Below are 19659 nucleotides of genomic sequence, written 5' to 3' on the forward strand. Positions count from 1 at the left end.
ATCGCGCCGCCGCGCAGCATGCGTCGCCGCCGGCTTGTCGCGACGCCCATTCACGGGCATGATTGCGCTACCATAAAAATGACGGAGACATCATGCGCCTCGAATTGACCGGTTTGCCCCTGCTCCTTGCGTCCCTGCTGTGCTCGAGCGCGGGCGCAGCGCCGCAACCGGAGCCGTTGCGGTTATTCGGCGATGGACCACGGCCAGGTGTGGCCGTGCTGGCGCTGGCCCCCGATACCACGCACCTGCTGGAAGGCGACACCGTCACGGCCGACGCGGCGCTGCGCACGACCTTCCCGGACAGCGCCATCGAGCTCGCGCGCAGCAAGCGGGCCGATGGCGGCGCTGCGCTCACGCTGCAATGGCGTCAGATCTGGAAAAGCGGCGTGGCGCTGCAGACGGCCCCGCAGGACCTGCGACCGTTCCTGGCGCGCGGCACGCTGGCGTTCGACCTGAAGGTCGATGCGCTCGACGCCGGTGGTCTCATGGTCAAGGTCGGTTGCGGTCCGTCCTGCGAACGCCAGGTGCCGTACGTGCTCCCGGGGCGCGCTGCCCAGGGCAAGGGCTGGCAGCGTATCGTGCTGGCGCTGTCATGCTTCGCGCGAGATGGCGACGATTTCTCGCAGGTGGCCAGGCCGTTTGCGCTGGAAGGCACGGGTAGCGGCCAGGTCAGCATCGCCAACGTGACCATCGCACCGGGCGGCGCGCCGAACGCGGCGTGCCCGGACTGGCGCACGGTGGCCATCACGCCGGCCAAACTTGACGAAGCCTGGTCGATCGACTGGTGGCTGCCCCGTCATCGCCAGAAACTCGACGACGCGCAGCAGATGGTGCGCGAAGGCCGCAGCCCGCAGCTGGTGTTCATCGGCGACTCGATCACGCAGGGCTGGGAAAAGGAGGGCGCGCCCGTCTGGCAGACCCACTATGCGCGGTTCGATGCGCTGGACCTCGGGTTCGGTGGCGACCGCACCGAAAACGTGTTGTGGCGCTTGCAGAATGGCGCGGTCGACGGGCTCGATCCGAAGGTGGCGGTGCTGATGATCGGCACCAACAACACAGGCTTGCGCGGCGACTTCGCGGCCAGCACGCTGGCAGGCATCCGCCGCAATCTGGACGAGCTGCGGCAACGCCTGCCGCGCACGCGCATCCTGCTGGTGGCGATCTTCCCGCGCGATGCGACGCCCGAGAGCCCACTGCGGCGCACCAACCAGGCCATCAACGCACAACTGCCAACTCTGGCCGATGGCAACCGGATCGTGTTCCTGGACGTGAACCGTGCGTTCCTGACGCCGGACGGCACGTTGAGCAAAACGATCATGCCCGATCTGCTGCATCCGAACGAAGCGGGCTACGCGATCTGGGCCAGGGCGATGCAGCCTGAACTCGACCGCCTGATGGCGCTGCCGCGTCTCTAGGGAATTATGTCCGTGCGCTCGGCGATGCGCCGGTTGGCGACGCCGAACGGCACGTGCACCATCGGCACCGTGCCGCCCGGGGCGGACTTGAGGTGGGTAAGCTGGTCATCAAAAAAGATGTGCGGCTTGAACACCGACAGCACGCGCGCCTTGTCCATCCCGCCCAAAAAGAAGGTTTCGTCGGCCGATACACCCCAGCTGCCCAGCGTGGTGACGACGCGTTCGTGCGCCGGCGCGCTGCGCGCCGTGATGATGGCGATACGCACGATGCGGCGGTAGTCCGGGTCGGCCTGCTGGGCGGCGTGTTCCAGTTGCTGCAGCATGGCCAGCTTGCGAAACATGCCGGCCAGCGGGCCTGGCTGGTGCGGGCGCGCCATGTGGAGGGTTTCGTGGGCGTGGAATTCGCTCAGGTCGTTGTTGCGCTTGTAGACCGTCTCCGATTCATCGTCGGCGATGACGCCATCGAAGTCGAAAGCGACGCGCAGCTCGATGTCGGTGTCCTCATCGGCGATTCCCGACGGCAGCACGAGGCCGGCCGGGTAATCGACCGCGATCGCGCTTTTGACGTCGTCCTCGTTGGCCGACAGAAACAGCGCCGTGTTGAAGGCCGGCAGATACGGATAGGGCGACTTGCCGCTCATGAACACGGCGCGCGAGATGTCCAGGCCATAGTGGGCAATCGAGCGCATCACGCGCAGGCCCGTCTCGGGCGAATTGCGCGAAAACAGCACCACCTCGACCGGCGCCTGCTGCGGAAAACACCGGTTCAGGCTCAGAAAGCGGCGGATGAACGGGAACGCGACGCCGCGAGCCAGGATCACGTCGCGCTGGCGTTCCTGGTGGCTGCGGTAGGCTTCCGGACCGCCGTCCAGATAGACCTGATGCGAGTCGGACAGATCGAACAGCGCGCTGGAGGCAACGCCGATCACGAGCTTTTCTTCGATGGGAAATGGCATTCAGGCGTCCTGTTGATTGGCGTGGTCGGTGTCGTTGAACGTATCGTACGTCTGGCGCAGGCCTGCCGGCAGGGCTGCCACGGCACTGACGAAGGCCGGCTGACCGCCCTTGGCCAGCATGTGCAGCTTGGCCAGGCCATCCGCCTCGCCCAGCGTGGCCGGCAGAGGCGAGGACGGCGTTGCAGCATCACCAATATGGGCAATTGCGTGGCCGATGGCCGGTGGCAGCTCCCATTGCGCGGCAATCCCGGCCGAGATCAGGCGCGCCGCATGCACGAGGCGCAGTCCGAAGGCGTCACTGTCGGGCAGGCCGCCGCTTGGCACCAGGCCATCGATCACGCGCAGGGCCACGATCAGGCCGACATTGTGCATCAGGCCAGCAAGATAGGCTTCGAACGGGTCGGCACCGTGACCGGGCGCCAGCAGGCTCGCTGCCTGCGCGCATTTCTCGGACTGGCTCCAGAGTTGCGGCGCGACCAGGCGCGCCAGGCGGCTGGTCTGCAGGCTGATAATCCGCCGGAAGGCCACGCGCGCGAGCAGCATGCGCAGGCCATTCTGGCCAAGCAGCAGCAGCGCGCCTTCCAGATTGCGCACCGGCGTGCCGGGCTGGTAGTACGGGCTGTTGACTTCGCGGATCACCTCGGCGACCAGGACAGCGTCCTGTGCCACCAGGCGCGCCAGATCAGACGATGAGCCAGCATCGTCGCGCAGGCTGCGCAGCACTTGCGGAATCACGGCAGGCACGCGAGGCACGAGAGCGCTGGCCGCGTGTGGATCGCGGGCCAGGCGTGCCAGTTCGTCAAGCACGAGGGTTTCGTCGCCTGCCGCGCCGGCAATGTGCGGCCCGGCGAGCCAGTGGAAGAACGCAAGATCCAGGTCGAGTGCAGGCTGCTCGTTGACGGCCGGGATGAGCGGCATATCGGGCGAAGGCACGTTGGACGGGGAGGGGGCGTGGTCGACCGGCGCTGCAGGCGCTGCGCCAAACAGGCGTGCGAGCCAGCGTTTCATGGAACGGGAATGATAAAAGATGGGGGCATGGCGCGATTCTACAGCGCCAATGCAACGCACGACCGAGAACCCGGCCATGCGCGATGACGATTACTTCTTGGTGTCCGAACTGGTGGTCGTATGACCGGTATTGGTTGGCGTTGCGGCCGTGCCAGTTGCGGTAGGCGCGCTGGCGCTGGTGCCATCGGTTGGGGTGATGCCCATCTGTGCATCGACCGTTGCATTACCGGTGGAGCCGGCTGCCGTCGTGCCCATCGAGGACGAGCCGCTGCTGCTGGTGCCCATGGTGTCCGTGGTATTGCAACCTGCCAGAACGAAAGCGAACATGCCGCCAATCAGTGCAGTGTGAAGCGTTTTCATTGTATTTCTCCTTCAAAGGTGAATGACATGATCGAATGCGGCCATCTGTCCCGATGGCCGGTCGACCACCCACGCGTGCGGAATGCACTGGTGGGATGGTGCGCCTGCCTGTCGCTTAGCGGCCGGTTGCCGAGTTGGTCACTGGCTCGTTGTTGCTGGTGGTGCCCGATGCGCTGTTGACGCCGGTGGCGCCAGTTGCGCCCGAATTCCAGCTACCCTGGCCTGCGGTCGTGCTTGGGGTCTGCACCGAGCCGGTGCTCGACATCGTGCTGCTCGAGCCGCTCATCGAATCGGTGGTCTTGCTTGGGGTGTCGCATGCGGCCAGGCCAAATGCCATCATGCCTGCGATCAGTGCGGTTCCGAGGGTGCGTGTCATGGTTGTCTCCGAGATGATTAAGTTGTCTTATCATCAAGCAACCACGGGTTCACACGAATAGGAACGGAGAGTTCATTCTTGTAGGACGACACGCCCAGCGCACGTCAGTGCAGACGTCAGTGCACTTCCGCATCGTGGGTGGCCAGCCAGGCCAGCAAATCGGCGGCAGGCAATGGCCGGCTGTAGAAATAACCTTGCACCTTGTCGCACAGGTGGCTGCGCACGACGTCCAGTTGCGATTGCGTCTCGATGCCTTCGGCCACCGTGGTCATCCCCAGACTGCGGGCGACTTTTACCGTGGCTTCGATCAGTACCCGGTGGTGGGCGCTGGTATCGGCCTGGCACACGAACGAGCGATCGATCTTGACCGTGTCCACCGGCAGCAGATGCAGGCTGGACAGCGACGAATAGCCGGTGCCGAAATCGTCCAGCGCCAACTGGATGCCCAGCGCCTTCAGATCGTGCAGGCGCCGCTGGATGTCCTGGTCCTGCGCGGCCAGGCTTTCGGTGACCTCGAGCTGCAGGCAGCCCGGCGGCATACCGGTCTCGTCCAGGATCCGGCGTACGCCGTCGATCCAGCACGGTTGCGCCAGCTGCGCACGCGACAGGTTCACTGCCATCAGGCCAGGCGCGCGCTCACCCAGGCGCGCGCGCCAGTCGAGAAAGTCGCGACAGGCGCGTTCGAGAACGAAGTCGCCCAACAGGCCAATCAGGCCGCATTCCTCGGCCACTTCGATGAAGTCGATCGGCGGCACGATGCCACGCACCGGATGGCGCCAGCGCACCAGCGCTTCGACGCCGGCAGCGTAATCGACGCCGCCGCAGGGCAGCAGGCGCACGACCGGCTGGTAGACGACGAACAGCTGTTCTTCGACCAGTGCCTGGCGCAGTTCGGCTTCGATGCCGGCGCGGCGCGCCGCGCGTTCACGCATGCTCGGCACGAACACCACGTGGCGGTTGCCACCGGCACGCTTGGCCTCGACCATCGCGATACCGGCGTCCCGCAGCACGTCGTCCGGCTCGCGCAGGGCGATGTCCGGATCGTCCATGCTCCAGGCCAGGCCGACGCTGGCGCCGCAAACGATGTCGTGGCCGTCGACCAGGTAGGGGTGCGCCAGCGCGTCGAGCAGGCGCAATGCGATGCGCTCGGCGTCGGCGCGGCCACGCAGGCCATCGAGCAGCACGACGAATTCGTCGCCGCCAGTGCGCGCGGCCAGCTGGCCGCTTTGCGTGCCCGGTTCGATCCGGCCCAGTGCCGGACGCAGCGCGCCGCGCAGGCGGTCGGCCATGTGCATCAGCAGATGGTCGCCGACGGCCTGGCCCAGGCTGTCGTTGAGCTGACGGAAGCGGTCGCAGTTCAGCGTCAGCACCGCGAAGCCGAAGTCCGACACCGGCTGCGCCAGCAGATGCTGCAGGGCGTCGCGCACGGCTTCGCGGTTGGGCATGCGGGTGAGCGTGTCGGTGCGCGCGGCGTTGCGCAGGCGGCGCGACAGCACCTCCTGCTCGCGCTGCACTTCGAACGTGGCGTCGGCCACGGTCGCCATCAGGCGTTCGGGGTCGAGCTTCATCAGGTTCAGTGCCAGCACTTGCAGGCTGCCGCTGGCGGCGTGCGGAACGCCCACCGGCAGGCGCAGGCCTTCGCAGATCATGCCGGACGGTTCCAGGAATGCCTCGACCATCGACGCCAGATGCGGCGCCACCGGTCCCAGTACGTCGAACAGATTGTCCAGGCCCTGCGCGGTAGCCAGCGGCATCAGCAGCCGCGACGCCATCGGGTTGAGCATGTCGACCGTGCCATCGAGCGAGGTCTGGGCCAGGCCGATCGGCGCCCGGTACAGGAACTGCACCAGTGCTTCGTAGGCGTCGACCGCGTCTTGCTGCACTTTAGGCTCCATCGAGCGCCTCCTGGGGAGTCGCGACAACGGGATCAGGCTGCCACGCCAGGGCGCAGTTGCGCCCTGCGCGCTTGGCGGCGTACAGGGCCTGGTCGGCCTGCTTGATGAGCAGGTCGACGCCGCCATGGCCATCGGCAGCGACTGCAACGCCGGCGCTGATCGTGCACACGATCGCCTGTCCATCGAAGCTTTTGGCATCGAGCGCGACGCGCGCGCACAGGCGCTCGGCCAGATCCAGCGCATGCGCCAGGTCGGTCGAAGGCAGCAGCACGGCGAATTCCTCGCCGCCGATGCGCGCGACGACATCGACTTCGCGGAAAAAGTCGAGCAGGATCGCCGCCAGGTGCTGCAGCACGGCGTCGCCGCCCGGATGACCGTAGCGGTCGTTGATGGCCTTGAAGTGGTCGGCGTCGAGGATGATCATCGCCGTCGGCCGCGGCGCGGCCCGGCTGCGTTCGAATTCCTGGCTGGCGGCGTCGAACAGCGCGCGGCGGTTGGCCAGGCCAGTGAGGTGGTCGCTGAATGCTTCGCGCCGGCGCCGCTCGGCGATGTCGCGCTTGTCGGATACGTCGCGCAGGATCAAGCAATACGCGCGGCCCGCTTCGCATGGCAGGCCGGGGGTGCCATCTGCCGCGTCGCGGTCGGCTTCCGGCAGCGGAGCGATCATCACGCTGCCCCAGAATGCGCTGCCGTCGGCGCGCAGCAGGCGGCTCTCATCCAGCGCCCAGCCATCGGCGTCGGCTTCGCGCAGGCGGTCCAGCGCGCGCTCGGGCGTGATGGCATCGGCCGGATAAAACATCGTGTAGCTCTGTCCTTCGGTGTCCGGACCGAAGCCGGTCACGCGGCCGATGCTCGGGTTCCATTCGCACAGCCGGCCTTGCGCATCCAGGCTGGCCAGCGCGTAATCGGTGATGCCGGTCAGGACCGCATTGAGCCAGGCGTCGTTCTGGCGCTGACGGCATTCGCGCCGGACCTGCTCAGTGATATCGTCGATGACGGCCATGATGCGGCTGGCATCGAGCCTGAGCAGCGTGATCGACAGGATCTGTGGCATGCGCTTGCTGCAGCCGCTGCCGGCATGCAGGTGCACGTGCATGCCGTCGCAGATCTTGCCGCTCTGGACCGTACTTTGCTGGCACAGGTTGCGCAGGTCGGGCGCGATGTCCTCGAGCGCGACGAACAGGTTATCGAGCCCGCCGTTGCGCGAGTGCGGCATCAGGAGCTGGGCCGCGATCGGATTGATCATGGCGATCTCGCCATCGGCGTCGAGCTGAACCAGCCCAACCGGCGCGAGATACAGGAACTGGATCAGCGCCTCGTATTCCGCGCTGAGCTGGGCGAGGTCATCACTCACTTCGGTTGCCGCTTGACGAGAACGTAGCGCGTGGCGCTACCGGGGTTGGACAGCAGGCGCAGGGCAACTTTCACCGGGCGCATGCGCAACGTCAGTACGTAATCGATCGTTTCGTCGAGGGCGATGTTCTGTTCCAGCGCGTCATCGAAACGCTGCGCAACCATGAAGTTGTTCATGCAAGGTGCGACGTTGGTAAACAACGGCTGGCCCAGCACGCGCTGCGGCGACAGGCCGGCGGCTTGCGACTCGAACGCGTTGTACCGGCTGACCTCGGTATTCGAATCGAAGCCGATGACACCGAAATCGAGCTGGTCCAGTTCTTCGGAAGAACACGCGTCGAGTCGGGTGGCCAGCTCGGGAAAATCAAAGGCAAGAGTCATGAAATGGGTGCCGACGCGCGGCAGTGGAAATTGATCATCGATGTTGCCATGTGCAATTAACGTGTGTCAATTGCCGTCCTGCAACAAAATAGGATTTTCATGTCCGAATGTGCGATTTTGCACACTGTGGCACAAATTGACAGCCCGGTGTTTCAACGTCACCATGCCCGTCTCTTTATCTTCTCCTATTTCATGACACATCACCCGGACGATGCGGCCTGCTGGTGGCACGATGCGGCAGCCTTGCAGCGCATGGTTGCCGACCTGCTGGCCGCCGAACTGGCGCTGCTGCGACCCGGCCGGCAGCTGCAGGCGCCGCCCTGGCCAGTAGCGCTGGACCTGCGCCGCGATCTGGGCGCCGATTCGCTCGAGCTGATGGGGCTGGCGTCGGCGCTGGAAACGCAACTGCATCTGCACGGGGCGGCCGACGCGCCGTTGTTGACACGTACCTGCCTGGCAGACTGGCTCGACGTGGCGCGCGTCGGACTCGACGCCGACGGGAGCGCACTGACGTTCCGCACGTCGGGCAGCAGCGGCGCCCCCAAGCCATGCATGCACCCTCTGGCGCTGCTGTGGCAGGAAGTCGACGCACTCGCTACGCTGCTGCCGGGCCGGCGGCGCGTCGTCAGCCTGGTGCCGGCGCATCATATCTATGGGTTCCTGTTTACGGTCCTGCTACCACGCCGCCTGGGCATCGATGCCGTGTGCGACCTGCGCGGCCATGCACCGGGGGCGCTGGCAGCCCAACTGACAGCGGGTGACCTGGTCATCGGGTACCCGGATTTCTGGCGTGCGTTCGGCCAGGCCGCCGGGGAGCTGGCGCCGGACGTTGTCGGCGTCACGTCGACGGCGCCGTGTCCGCACGAGGTGGCGCGTGCTGCGCTCGGTACGGGATTGGCGCGGCTGGTCCAGGTGTATGGCAGCTCCGAGACTGCCGGCGTGGGCTGGCGTGACGAGGCAGAGGGCGGCTACACGCTGTTGCCGTACTGGTCGCGTGACGATCAGGCCGATGGCCTGGTGCGCCGGCGCCCGGATGGGACATGCCAGCCAGCCCTGCTGCAGGACCGGCTGGCATGGGCGGGCGACGGGCGGTTCAAGCCCGATGGGCGCATTGACCAGGCGGTGCAGGTTGGCGGCGTCAATGTGTTTCCGGGCTATGTCGCCGATGTGCTGCGGCTGCATCCGGCCGTGCTGGAAGCGAGTGTGCGCCGGATGCGGCCCGATGAGGGTGAACGCCTCAAGGCCTTCGTGGTGCTGCATGACGTGCTGGACGTGCATGATGGCGCCATGGCCGATGCAGACCTGCAGGCGGGGTTGCACGCCTGGCTGAGCGAGCGCCTGACGGCGCCCGAATGTCCGGCGGCCTATTCGTTCGGCCCGCGCCTGCCGCGTGGGGCGAGCGGCAAGCTGGCCGACTGGATCATCGACAGCGACGCCTAGCGGCAGGCGCGCGCCTACAGCGCCACGAAGCTCTCGAAGCCGCCAAAGAACATGCGCTTGACGTCGAACGGCACGCCACCCGGCTGCATCATGGCGGCCAGGCGCGGATCGTTCATGACTTTTTCGTTGACCGCATCGCGATGGGCGCGCGATTCGTAGACAGCCCAGGCAAGGATCACCGTTTCGCCATCTTCCAGTTGTACGCTTTGCGGGAACGATGTGCGCTCGCCAGGCTTGACGTCCTCGGCGATCCATTCGCGGTATTCCAGTGCGCCGTGCTCGCGCCAGACGGCGCCGGCCAGCTGCGCCTGGGCGCGGTATGCCTCGATGCTCGAGGTCGGAAGTGGAAGGACAAAACCATCGACATATGCCATGTGGATCTCCCTGGACAGTTAGATGCGCGGAGCGCGTCTGTGGCCCACCAGTACGCGGCCCACGAGGTTCCCGACGGTGGTGTCGGGAACCTCAGGCTACCACACGCTGTTGTCGGGCGGCGGCGCTTGCGGGGGCTGTTGCGCGGGCACCGGCGGCGGCGGCGGCGCCTGGGGTGGCTGCGCTGGCGGCGTTGGGGGTGCAACGTGGGGCAGGGCCTCAAGCGGCGACGAACCCTCGAGCGGTGCATCGTCGAGCGGCTGCTGGAATTCGTCGACGGGCGCCGCCGGCGGCGCGAGCGCGATGTCGATGGTGCGCGTCTCGACTGCATCCGCGTATTCGGGATAGATCCAGTCGCGGCCATCGTTGACCAGGTCTTCGGGGGGTGTGCGCTCCTGCGGCGCTACCTTGGCCAGCGCCACGCGCATGTAGTCGATCCAGATCGGCATCGCCAGCGTCGAGCCGAATTCGCGGCCGCCCAGCGAGCGCGGTTCGTCGTAGCCCATCCACGATACGGCCACCACCTTGCCAGCGTAACCGGCGAACCAGCCATCGATCGCATCGTTCGTGGTGCCGGTCTTGCCGGCCAGGTCGGTGCGGCCGAGCTGCTTGGCCGAGCCGGCGGCAGTGCCGAAACGGGCCACGTCGCGCAGCATGCTGTCGACGACGAAGGCATTTCTTGCCGTGATGACGCGGTTGTCTTCCTGCGGGCCCTGGGATGGCGCCACCTCGGCAATCACGCTGCCATTGCCGTCGACGATGCGCTGGATCAGGTAGGGCTTGACGCGGTAGCCGCCGTTGGCGAACACCGAGTACGCGCCGGCCAGTTGCAGCGGCGTGACGGCGCCCGTGCCCAGCGCCATCGTGTAGTTGCGCGGATGGCGCGCCAGGTCGAAGCCGAAGTGCTCGAGGTATTGGTGCGCGAAATCGACCGACACCGCGCGCAGCACGCGCACGGTCGGCACGTTCTTCGACTTGACGAGCGCCTGGCGCAGCGTGACTTCGCCATCGAACACACCATCGTCGTTCTGTGGCCGCCACGGGTTGTCTGCGCTGGCGCCGGGCAGTTCGATCGGCGCATCGAGGATGCGGGTGGCGGGCGAATAGCCTTTTTCAAGGGCGGCCGAATATACGAACGGCTTGATGCTCGATCCCGGCTGGCGCCACGCCTGCGTGACGTGGTTGAACTTCTGCAGGTTGTAGTCGAAGCCGCCGACCAGCGCGTGGTAGGCACCGGTGTCGGCATCGATCGCGACGAACGCCGCCTCGACCTGCGGCACCTGTACGATAGCCCAGTCGCCGGCCTTGTCCTTGCTGACGCGGATGATCGCGCCCGGCGTGATCCGCAGCGCCTCGCGCGCCGTTGGCTGCAGGCCCGGACTGGCGAACTTCAGGCCGGCGCCCTTGACGACGATGTCTTCGCCGGACAGCAGCGTCACCCGCACCTGGCCCGGGCTGGCCGCCAGCACGACGCCGGCCAGCAGGCCGTCGCTGGAGCGGCGCGCCTGCAGCGCGTCGGCAATGGCCTCGTCGCGCTGCTCCGGGTCCGATAGCAGGTCGACGCGCGCCTCGGGGCCTCGGTAGCCATGGCGCCCGTCATATGCCAGCACGTTGCGCCGCACCGATTCGTACGCGGCCTTTTGTTCGGCCGCGCGGATCGTCGTGGTGACCACGATGCCGCGCGTGTAGGCTTCTTCGCCGAACTGTTCGTAGACCGCCTGGCGCGCCAGCTCCGCGACATACTGGGCCGGCGTGTCGAATTTCTGGCCGGCGTCGCGCTTGACGCGCAGCGGTTCAGCCAGCGCGGTGGTGTACTGCGCCTCGGTGATCGTGCCCAGTTCGAGCAGGCGCTTGAGGATCGCGTGCTGGCGCGCCGCGGCGCGTTTCGGGTTTGACACGGGGTTGGTGCGCGCCGGATTTTGCGGCAGGCCGGCCAGCATCGCTGTTTCGGCCAGCGACAGCTGATCGAGCGTCTTGCCGAAGTAGCTGCGCGCGGCGCTCGAAAAGCCGTACGAGCGCTGGCCCAGATAGATCTGGTTCATGTACAGCTCGAGGATCTGGTCCTTGCTCAGCGAGCGCTCGATCTTGTAGGCCAGCGCGACCTCGGTCAGCTTGCGCGAGAGCGTCTTCTCGTTGGTGAGGAAGAAGTTGCGCGCGACCTGCATCGTGATGGTCGACGCGCCCTGGCGGAAACCGCCGCGCAGATTGGCGCGAGCCGCGCCCATCGCGCGGATGAAGTCGATGCCGCCGTGTTCATAGAAGCGCGTGTCCTCGATCGCGAGCACGGCGCTTTTCATCATGGCGGGGATCTTCGTGATCGGCACGAAGTCGCGGTGCTCGACGCCGAACTGGCCGATCAGCACATTGTCTTGCGTGTAGATGCGCAGCGGGATTTTGGGGCGGTAGTCGGTCACGGCGTCGATCGGCGGCACTTTGGCACTGATCGCGCTCCACACGCCGATCGCCAGGCCGCCCGCGATCAGCAGCAGCACAGCGAGCGAAATCAGCACGTAGGCGTACGCGCGCTTCATGCCGAGCAGGGTTTTTCGGGACTGTTGGTTGGTCGCTTTCACTGCCGAACTCTCACTGTAAAAGTTGCTGCAGGCCACGTGGTGGGCCAGGATCGGGCGATTATAGTCCGCTTTCAGCGCACGCTTTCTTTCCGTACGTGCATGTGCGATATTCCTGCTTTCGGTTCGTCCGCAGCGGCGAGCTACGCCCGCCAACAAGGACACCATGCCGCCCGATTCAAGCTTCAAACCGTATATTCCCGCCCATGCCCAACTGGCTGAAATGACGCCACGCGCCCTGATCATGGGCGTCATTCTCGGCATGATCTTCGGCGCGTCGTCGCTGTACCTGGTGCTCAAAGTCGGCCTGACCGTCAGCGCCTCGATTCCGGTGGCCGTCATCGCCATCACGCTGTTCGGCGTGGCGAAGCAGCTCGGTGCGCGCGAGTCGACGATCCTCGAAAACAGCATCGCGCAGACGGCCGGTTCGGCCGGCGAGTCGCTGGCGTTCGGCCTGGGCGTGACGATGCCCGCGATCCTGATCCTGGGCTTTGACCTGGAAATCTCGCGTGTGCTGCTGGTGGGCGTACTCGGTGGCCTGCTGGGCATCCTGATGATGATCCCGCTGCGCCGCACGCTGATCGTCGACCAGCACCGCGAACTGAAATACCCGGAAGGCACGGCCTGCGCCGAAGTGCTCAAGGCCGCGGCGACCGACGTCTCGCGCGACGCGGCGGGCGAAGTGCGCATCGCCGGCAGCGACGCGGTCCGCATCGCCAAGCGCCGCGCAATGCTGATCTTCGGGGGCTTTGGCATCGGCATCCTGTACAAGACGCTCAGCGTGTCGTTCAAGGGTTGGCGCGATACCGTCAACTTCGAGTTCGGCGCGCCGCTCAAGACCGGCAGCATCGGCGCCGAGATCTCGCCCGAGCTGGTGGGCGTGGGCTACATCATCGGGCCGCGCATTGCGTTCACGATGGCTGCCGGCGGCGTGCTGGCATCGCTGATGCTGGTCCCGATGATCAAGTTCTTCGGCGAGCTGGCCAGCACGCCGCTCTCGCCCGGCACGATCCCGATCCGCGACATGACGGGCGACGACATCCGCAGCGCCTATATTCTCTACATCGGCGCCGGCGCCGTCGCCACGGGCGGGCTGATTTCGCTGGCGCGCTCGATGCCGACGATCTGGAACGGCTTGCGCGGCGGCCTGGCGGGCATGAAGAACGGCAGCAGCGCCGATGCGTCGTTGCGTACCGACCGTGACATCCCGATGAAGTGGGTCGTCATCGGGTGCCTCGCGATCGTCGCCGTCATTTCGCTGGCTGCGCCGCTGCACATGAACGTGCTCGGTGCGGTGCTGATCCTGGTGTTCGGTTTTCTGTTCGCGACCGTGTCGTCACGGCTGGTGGGCGAAATCGGTTCATCGTCCAATCCGATCTCGGGCATGGCCGTGGCCACGCTGCTGTTTACATGCCTGATCTTCCTGCTGATGGGCTGGACGGGTGGCCAGTATTACGTGACGGCGCTGTCGGTCGGCGCGATCGTCTGCATCGCCGCCAGCAATGCCGGCACGACGTCGCAGGATCTGAAGACCGGCTACCTGGTCGGTTCCACGCCGCGCATGCAGCAGTACGCGATCCTGTGCGGCGCATTTGCATCGGCGCTGATCCTGGGACCGGTGCTGCTCAAGCTGAACGACGCTGGCACCGTGTACGTGCCGGCAGCGCAAGTGGCGCCAGGCCTGACAGTCGATGCGTCCAAGCTGACCGACACCGGCACGCTGCACGGCCCGCAGGCCGATACCGACAAGAACACCTATAAAGTCTGGCACAAGACCGACACGGTCGGCGGCCCGGCCGGCAAGTACTTCGTCGACAACGCGGGCAAGGCCGTGTACCTGGTCGACCCGGGCATCAACGGCCACCACAAGACGCGGCCCGACGGCACCGAAGTGAAGAAATACGATGCGCCGAAAGCCGTGCTGATGTCGTACATCATCAAGGGGATCCTGGACCGCGAGCTGCCGTGGACGCTGGTGCTGTTTGGCGTGATGATCGCGATCGTGCTGGAGATGGCGGGGATCGCGTCGCTCGCATTCTCGGTGGGCGTCTACCTGCCGCTGGTGGCGACGCTGCCGATCGCCATTGGCGGCACGGTACGCTGGCTGGCGGACCGCCGCAACAACAAGCTGCCGCAGAACGTGGGCCTGAACGAAGAAGAGCGCCAGGCCGCAAACGACCGCAGCTCGGGTGTGCTGCTGGCATCAGGCTATATCGCCGGCGGCGCGCTGGCCGGGATCATCATCGCGATCACGGCGGGCGTGCTGACGGACTTCGACGCTGCGGCTGCGCGCTGGGCCGAAGCCTACAACCCGTTCTTCGCCGGCGACAGCGCGAATGTGCTGAGCATGCTGCCGTATGCGTTGATCGTTGGGCTGCTGTTCTGGGTAGCGCGTGAAAAGCCCGTGAGGTAAGGCAAACGGATAAGGCAACAGCTGGGGTCAGGTCTGACATTCGGACACGACCTCAGCCTTAGCCACTTCCAACGCCGCGTTGCCAGTATTAGCATGGCTATGGGCGAGCTAGTTCCGCCTCCCCGACTGTCGAGATCGTGTCCGAATGTCAGACCTGACCCCGGCTTTTGGTTGAGATCGTGTCCAAATGTCAGACCTGACCCCGGCTTTTGCCGGCTTTTATGTGACCCCGGCTTTTGTGACCCCGGCTTTTGCCAAGTTCTCCAAACGATGCGAGGTGGTAGAAACAAAAACGGCGGCCCGCAGGCCGCCGTTTTCATTCGTGCGCAGCGCTGTTACTTCACGCCGTGCATCAGCTTCTGGATCACCGGTGCGAGCAGCACCAGCAGGATGCCGCCGCCCAGCAGCGACAGCAGGCCGAAGTTGTAGCCGTTGAGTGCCGATGCCACCGTCATGCCGGTTTCACCCGAGACGTGCGAGGCGAAGATGCCCGACAGGTTGTTGCCGATACCGGTCGACAGGAACCAGCCGCCCATGCCCAGGCCGACGAGGCGGGTAGGGGCCAGCTTGGTGACCATCGACAGGCCGATTGGCGACAGGCACAGCTCACCGACCGACTGGATCACGTAGACCGCGAACAGCGTCCAGAACGGGATCTTGCCGTTACCGTCGATCAGCTGCGACAGGGCGTAGACCAGCAGGCCGAACGCGATGCCGTTGAAGATCAGGCCCAGGCCGAATTTGCGCGGGATCGATGGGTTGGCATTGCGCTTGCCCAGCCAGACCCAGACGGCAGCGATGATCGGTGCGAAGACGATGATGGCGACCGAGTTCACCGACTGGAACCAGGCCACAGGGAAGGTCCAGCCATTCAGGTCGCGGTCGACGATATTATCGGCCAGGAACGTGAAAGAGCTGCCGGCCTGCTCGAAGAAGCACCAGAACAACACGTTGAAGAAGAAGATGATCATCATCGCCCAGGTCTTGTCACGGGCGACTTTACCTTCGCGGATACCTTCGATGATCAGCATCGCGGCCAGGCCGATGAACAATACGGTCAGCAGGATCTGCAGATTGGCGGCGCCGGCTTGCAGCAGCATGTAGACGATCGGGATCACGATCAGTGACCCGACCAGGACGATTGCGAGCCGTTTTGGGCTGGCCAGTTCGCCGACCGGTGCGCCGATGCCCTGGAGCGTCTTGCGGCCGATGTAGAACCAGACCAGCGAGATCAGCATGCCGATGCCCGAGGCCAGGAACACGATCTTGTAGGCTGGCATGGCGGCAGTGCCGAACACTTTTTCAGCCAGCACCTGGGTCAGGATCGGTGCGAAGAATGCGCCGACGTTGATGCCCATGTAGAAGATGGTGAAGCCGGAATCGCGACGGGTGTCGTTCAGCGCGTACAGCTGGCCGACCATCGCCGAGATGTTCGGCTTGAACATGCCGTTACCGACGATGATCGTGGCCAGACCCAGCTTGAACACGTCCTGGTTCGGAATCGAAATCATGAACAGGCCAGCTGCCATGAAGATGGCGCCGACCAGGATCGAGCGTTGATAACCGATGACGCGGTCGGCCACGTAGCCGCCGAAGACGGCGCCGGCATACACCAGCGCGAGGTAGGAACCGTAGGTAAGGTTGGCACTGGCCTGGCCAGCCGCGTCGCCGGCATAGAACTGGCCGACGATGTAAAGGACGAGTGCCCAACGAATGCCATAGAAAGCGAAGCGCTCCCAGAATTCCGTCATGAACAGCATCCACAGCGGTGCTGGATGGCCCATGATCTGCTTGAACTCTGGAAGAGGTCCCCGAGCTGGGGTAGTAGCTGCACCGCTCATGCGGTTCCTCCCGAAAATGTAATGACAAGGTAATTGTTATATGGCGCTATTCGACGGGCGAACGTTCCAATAGGCACGCATTCTAGTGCATATCCAGCATCATACGAAGCTTTTTTCCCTCTGCGCCGACGGGTCCCGAACATGGTGCACTGCACCCTGTTTTGGGGCGCGCATGCGCCATCGGATTGGCGTATATTGCTGTACAGGACGGTCAGATTATTGGCACTCCGCATCACAGAATAGAACGAGGACATCCCATCATGACGCAAGCAGCAAGTGCATTACCTGTAGTAGATACCGAGCTGTCCCCTGAAAGCCGGCAAGTCGTCGACACGCTGATTTCGCCCGAAGGCCAGCTCGAAGTGCTGTCCAAATCCGAAGTCAGCAAACTGCTCGACACCGGCCGCACCGGCCTGTACGACGTGTTTCGCAAATGTGCGCTTGCAGTACTCAATAGCGGCAGCGACATTGACGACGGCAAGGAACTGCTCGAGCGGTACGCCAGTTTCGACATCAGCATCCTGCAGCGCGAGCGCGGCATCAAGCTCGATATCCGCGGCGCGCCGGCCAGCGCGTTCGTCGATGGCAAAATGATTCGCGGGATTCACGAGCACCTGTTTGCCGTACTGCGCGACATCGTGTTCGTCAACTTCGACGTCACCGACAACCCGAAGTTCGACCTGACCCGGACCGACGGCATCACCGACGCCGTGTTCCACATCCTGCGCAATGCCAACGTGCTGCAGGCGCAGCGCAATCCGAATCTGGTCGTGTGCTGGGGCGGGCACTCGATCTCGCGCATCGAGTACAACTACACGAAGAAGGTCGGCTACGCGCTGGGCCTGCGCGAACTCGATATCTGCACCGGCTGCGGCCCGGGTGCGATGAAGGGCCCGATGAAAGGCGCCACGATTGGCCATTCGAAGCAGCGCCTGGCGGGCGGGCGTTATCTGGGCATCTCGGAGCCGGGCATCATCGCGGCCGAGTCGCCGAACCCGATCGTCAACGATCTGGTCATCATGCCGGACATCGAGAAGCGCCTCGAAGCCTTCGTGCGCACGGGCCACGGCATCGTCGTGTTCCCGGGTGGCGCGGGCACGGCCGAAGAAATCCTGTACATCCTCGGTATCCTGCTGCATCCCGATAACGCCGAGATCCCGTTCCCGCTGATCTTCACCGGCCCGGCATCGTCACGTGACTACTTCACGCAGATCGATGCCTTCCTGTCGTTGACGCTGGGCGAGGCGGCGCAGAAGCGCTACCAGATCATCATCGACGACCCGGATGCGGTGGCCGTCGCAATGGTCAAGGGCATCAGCGAAGTGCGGGCCTTCCGCAAGGCGCACAGCGACGCCTACTATTACAACTGGCGCCTGAAGATCGACCACGAATTCCAGAAGCCGTTCCGCCCGACGCACGAGAACATGCGCAACCTCGACCTGCACCGGGGCATCCCGACGCACCTGCTGGCGGCCAATCTGCGCCGGGCGTTTTCGGGTGTCGTGGCCGGGAACGTGAAGGAAGAGGGGATCCGCGCGATCGAGCAATTCGGCAAGTACGAGATCCGTGGCGAGGCCGCGATCATGGGGCCGATGGATGCGCTGCTGGCGTCGTTCGTCGAACAAAGTCGCATGAAGTTGCCGGGCAAGGCTTATATGCCTTGCTACACGATCGTGCAGTAAGCAAAAAAAGGCCGCCCGAAGGCGGCCTTTTTCATGCAGGCGTCAACGCCCGGTTACTCAGTCTTCCTTGCGCAAGTGCGGGAACAGCAGCACGTCACGGATGTTCGGCGAATCGGTAATCAGCATCATCAGACGATCGATGCCGATGCCGCAACCACCTGCCGGCGGCATGCCGTATTCGAGCGCGCGGATGTAGTCGGCGTCATAGAACATCGCCTCTTCATCGCCTGCATCCTTGGCCTCGACCTGCGCCAGGAAGCGCGCGGCCTGGTCTTCAGGGTCGTTCAGCTCCGAGAAGCCATTGGCGATCTCGCGGCCGACCATGAACAGTTCAAAGCGCTCGGTCACGCCGGCACGGGTGTCCGATGCGCGCGCCAGTGGCGAGACTTCAGCCGGGTAGTCGACGATGAAGGTCGGCTCCCACAGCTGCGCTTCGGCGGTTTCCTCGAACAGCGCCAGTTGCAGCGCGCCCAGGCCGGCGGTAGCGAATGGCTTGACGCCAAACTTCTTCAGTTCGGTCTTGATGAACTCGGCGTCGTTCAGCTGTTCGGGCGTGTAGCCCGGCGCGTACTTGTCGATCGCCTCGATGATCGTCAGGCGCTGGAACGGCTTGGACAGGTCCAGCTCACGGCCACCGTACGACAGCACGGCGCTGCCATGCGCATCGACTGCCGCCTGACGGATCACCTGTTCGGTGAAGTTCATGATCCATTTGTAGTCGGTGTATGCCGCATAGAATTCCATCATCGTGAATTCAGGATTGTGACGGACCGAGACGCCTTCGTTGCGGAAGTTGCGGTTTACTTCGAACACGCGGTCGAAGCCGCCGACCACCAGGCGCTTGAGGTACAGCTCCGGTGCGATGCGCAGGTACATTTCCATGTCCAGCGCATTGTGGTGTGTGACGAACGGCTTGGCCGCAGCGCCGCCCGGGATCGGGTGCAGCATCGGCGTTTCGACTTCCATGAAGCCGTTGTCTTCCATGAAGCGGCGCATCGACGACATCGCGGCGGTGCGCGCCTTGAACGTGCGGCGCGTGTCCTCGTTCATGATCAGGTCGACGTAACGCTGGCGGTACTTCGTTTCCTGGTCGGCCAGGCCGTGGAACTTGTCCGGCAGCGGACGGATCGCCTTGGTGATCAGGCGCAGCCGGCTGACCTTGACCGTCAGTTCGTCGACCTTGGTTTTAAACAGCGTGCCTTCGACACCCAGGATGTCGCCCAAGTCATAGCTGCGCAGTTCGTCCATCGCCGCTTCGCCGGCGCTGTCGAGCGTGATGTAGATCTGAATGCGGCCGCTGGCCGACGGGCCCGAGCTGTCCTGCAGCGTTGCGAACGCCGCTTTCTTGCCCGCTTCGCGGCGCAGCATCATGCGACCGGCCAGCACCACCGGAATCGGCTCGGCTTCGAGTTCTTCGCGCGTTTTTTCGCCGTACGCCTGGACCAGGTCGGCCGCCTTGTGCTGGGGGACGAAGTCGTTCGGGAACGCGACGCCTTTTTCGCGGATCGCCGCCAGCTTGACGCGGCGCTCGGCCATGATCTTGTTTTCGTCGGCGCCTTGCAACGGGGCCTGTTCTTGGTTCTCGGTGGTCATAGTG

15 protein-coding genes are annotated in these 19659 nt (G+C 64.9%); 4 read left to right on the plus strand and 11 right to left on the minus strand.

From position 1 onward, the window contains the following. Window positions 1-92: 92 nt before the first annotated feature. A complete protein-coding gene (locus tag AC56LY_RS07050; RefSeq protein ID WP_499577799.1) occupies window positions 93-1415 on the plus strand; it encodes a GDSL-type esterase/lipase family protein in 1323 nt (440 codons plus the stop codon). Here the strand turns inward: AC56LY_RS07050 and AC56LY_RS07055 are convergent. The 7 genes from AC56LY_RS07055 to AC56LY_RS07085 all read right to left on the minus strand — a co-directional run bounded on the left by AC56LY_RS07055 (window position 1412) and on the right by AC56LY_RS07085 (window position 7744). Beyond that, the gene (locus AC56LY_RS07055) at window positions 1412-2371 is read right to left on the minus strand and encodes a 5'-nucleotidase (RefSeq protein WP_499577803.1); all 960 of its coding nucleotides are present in this window, start codon (window positions 2369-2371) and stop codon (window positions 1412-1414) included. The genes AC56LY_RS07050 and AC56LY_RS07055 overlap by 4 nt on opposite strands. Continuing rightward, window positions 2372-3379 (minus strand): HDOD domain-containing protein, encoded by a 1008-nt coding sequence (locus AC56LY_RS07060; RefSeq protein ID WP_499577806.1) that lies wholly within the window; start codon window positions 3377-3379, stop codon window positions 2372-2374. Between the two features lie 90 nt (window positions 3380-3469). Next, window positions 3470-3739 (minus strand): hypothetical protein, encoded by a 270-nt coding sequence (locus tag AC56LY_RS07065; protein WP_499577810.1) that lies wholly within the window; start codon window positions 3737-3739, stop codon window positions 3470-3472. Between the two features lie 115 nt (window positions 3740-3854). After that, on the minus strand, window positions 3855-4115 hold the full coding sequence (locus AC56LY_RS07070) for a hypothetical protein (protein ID WP_499577812.1): 261 nt from the start codon (window positions 4113-4115) through the stop codon (window positions 3855-3857). Window positions 4116-4231: 116 nt separating this feature from the next. Beyond that, window positions 4232-6010: a putative bifunctional diguanylate cyclase/phosphodiesterase gene (locus AC56LY_RS07075; protein WP_499577815.1), complete on the minus strand. Its 1779-nt coding sequence runs from the start codon at window positions 6008-6010 to the stop codon at window positions 4232-4234. After that, window positions 6000-7364 carry a sensor domain-containing diguanylate cyclase gene (locus AC56LY_RS07080; RefSeq protein WP_499577818.1) on the minus strand — a complete coding sequence of 455 codons (1365 nt, stop codon included), beginning with the start codon at window positions 7362-7364 and terminating at the stop codon, window positions 6000-6002. Before AC56LY_RS07080 ends, AC56LY_RS07075 begins: the two co-directional genes overlap by 11 nt. After that, the gene (locus tag AC56LY_RS07085) at window positions 7361-7744 is read right to left on the minus strand and encodes a PAS domain-containing protein (protein ID WP_499577821.1); all 384 of its coding nucleotides are present in this window, start codon (window positions 7742-7744) and stop codon (window positions 7361-7363) included. The genes AC56LY_RS07080 and AC56LY_RS07085 overlap by 4 nt, the downstream gene beginning before the upstream one ends. A 192-nt stretch (window positions 7745-7936) precedes the next feature. Here AC56LY_RS07085 and AC56LY_RS07090 point away from each other — a divergent pair, with 192 nt between their 5' ends. Next, window positions 7937-9184 carry an AMP-binding protein gene (locus AC56LY_RS07090; RefSeq protein WP_499577824.1) on the plus strand — a complete coding sequence of 416 codons (1248 nt, stop codon included), beginning with the start codon at window positions 7937-7939 and terminating at the stop codon, window positions 9182-9184. Between the two features lie 14 nt (window positions 9185-9198). On the opposite strand, the gene AC56LY_RS07095 is transcribed toward AC56LY_RS07090, so the two are convergent. Both AC56LY_RS07095 and AC56LY_RS07100 read right to left on the minus strand, forming a co-directional pair. Beyond that, the gene (locus AC56LY_RS07095) at window positions 9199-9558 is read right to left on the minus strand and encodes a DUF1428 domain-containing protein (protein WP_499577826.1); all 360 of its coding nucleotides are present in this window, start codon (window positions 9556-9558) and stop codon (window positions 9199-9201) included. 96 nt (window positions 9559-9654) lie between these two features. Further along, window positions 9655-12087 carry a penicillin-binding protein 1A gene (locus AC56LY_RS07100; protein ID WP_499581980.1) on the minus strand — a complete coding sequence of 811 codons (2433 nt, stop codon included), beginning with the start codon at window positions 12085-12087 and terminating at the stop codon, window positions 9655-9657. A gap of 205 nt (window positions 12088-12292) precedes the next feature. On the opposite strand from AC56LY_RS07100, the gene AC56LY_RS07105 reads away from it, so the two are divergent. Continuing rightward, complete coding sequence (locus AC56LY_RS07105) at window positions 12293-14539, plus strand: OPT family oligopeptide transporter (protein ID WP_499577829.1); 2247 nt, start codon at window positions 12293-12295, stop codon at window positions 14537-14539. A 335-nt stretch (window positions 14540-14874) separates the two neighbouring features. Here AC56LY_RS07105 and AC56LY_RS07110 read toward each other — a convergent pair whose 3' ends face one another. Further along, window positions 14875-16323, minus strand: coding sequence for a peptide MFS transporter (locus tag AC56LY_RS07110; RefSeq protein WP_499577831.1), 1449 nt, complete (start codon window positions 16321-16323; stop codon window positions 14875-14877). Window positions 16324-16640: 317 nt separating this feature from the next. Between AC56LY_RS07110 and ppnN the strand changes: the two genes are divergently transcribed. Continuing rightward, a complete protein-coding gene (ppnN, locus tag AC56LY_RS07115; protein WP_499577834.1) occupies window positions 16641-18062 on the plus strand; it encodes a nucleotide 5'-monophosphate nucleosidase PpnN in 1422 nt (473 codons plus the stop codon). Window positions 18063-18119: 57 nt separating this feature from the next. Here the strand turns inward: ppnN and lysS are convergent, their stop codons facing one another. After that, window positions 18120-19655: a lysine--tRNA ligase gene (gene lysS, locus AC56LY_RS07120; protein ID WP_499577836.1), complete on the minus strand. Its 1536-nt coding sequence runs from the start codon at window positions 19653-19655 to the stop codon at window positions 18120-18122. Window positions 19656-19659 lie beyond the last annotated feature (4 nt).

The organism is Telluria sp. ZT3P25 (assembly GCF_059685895.1).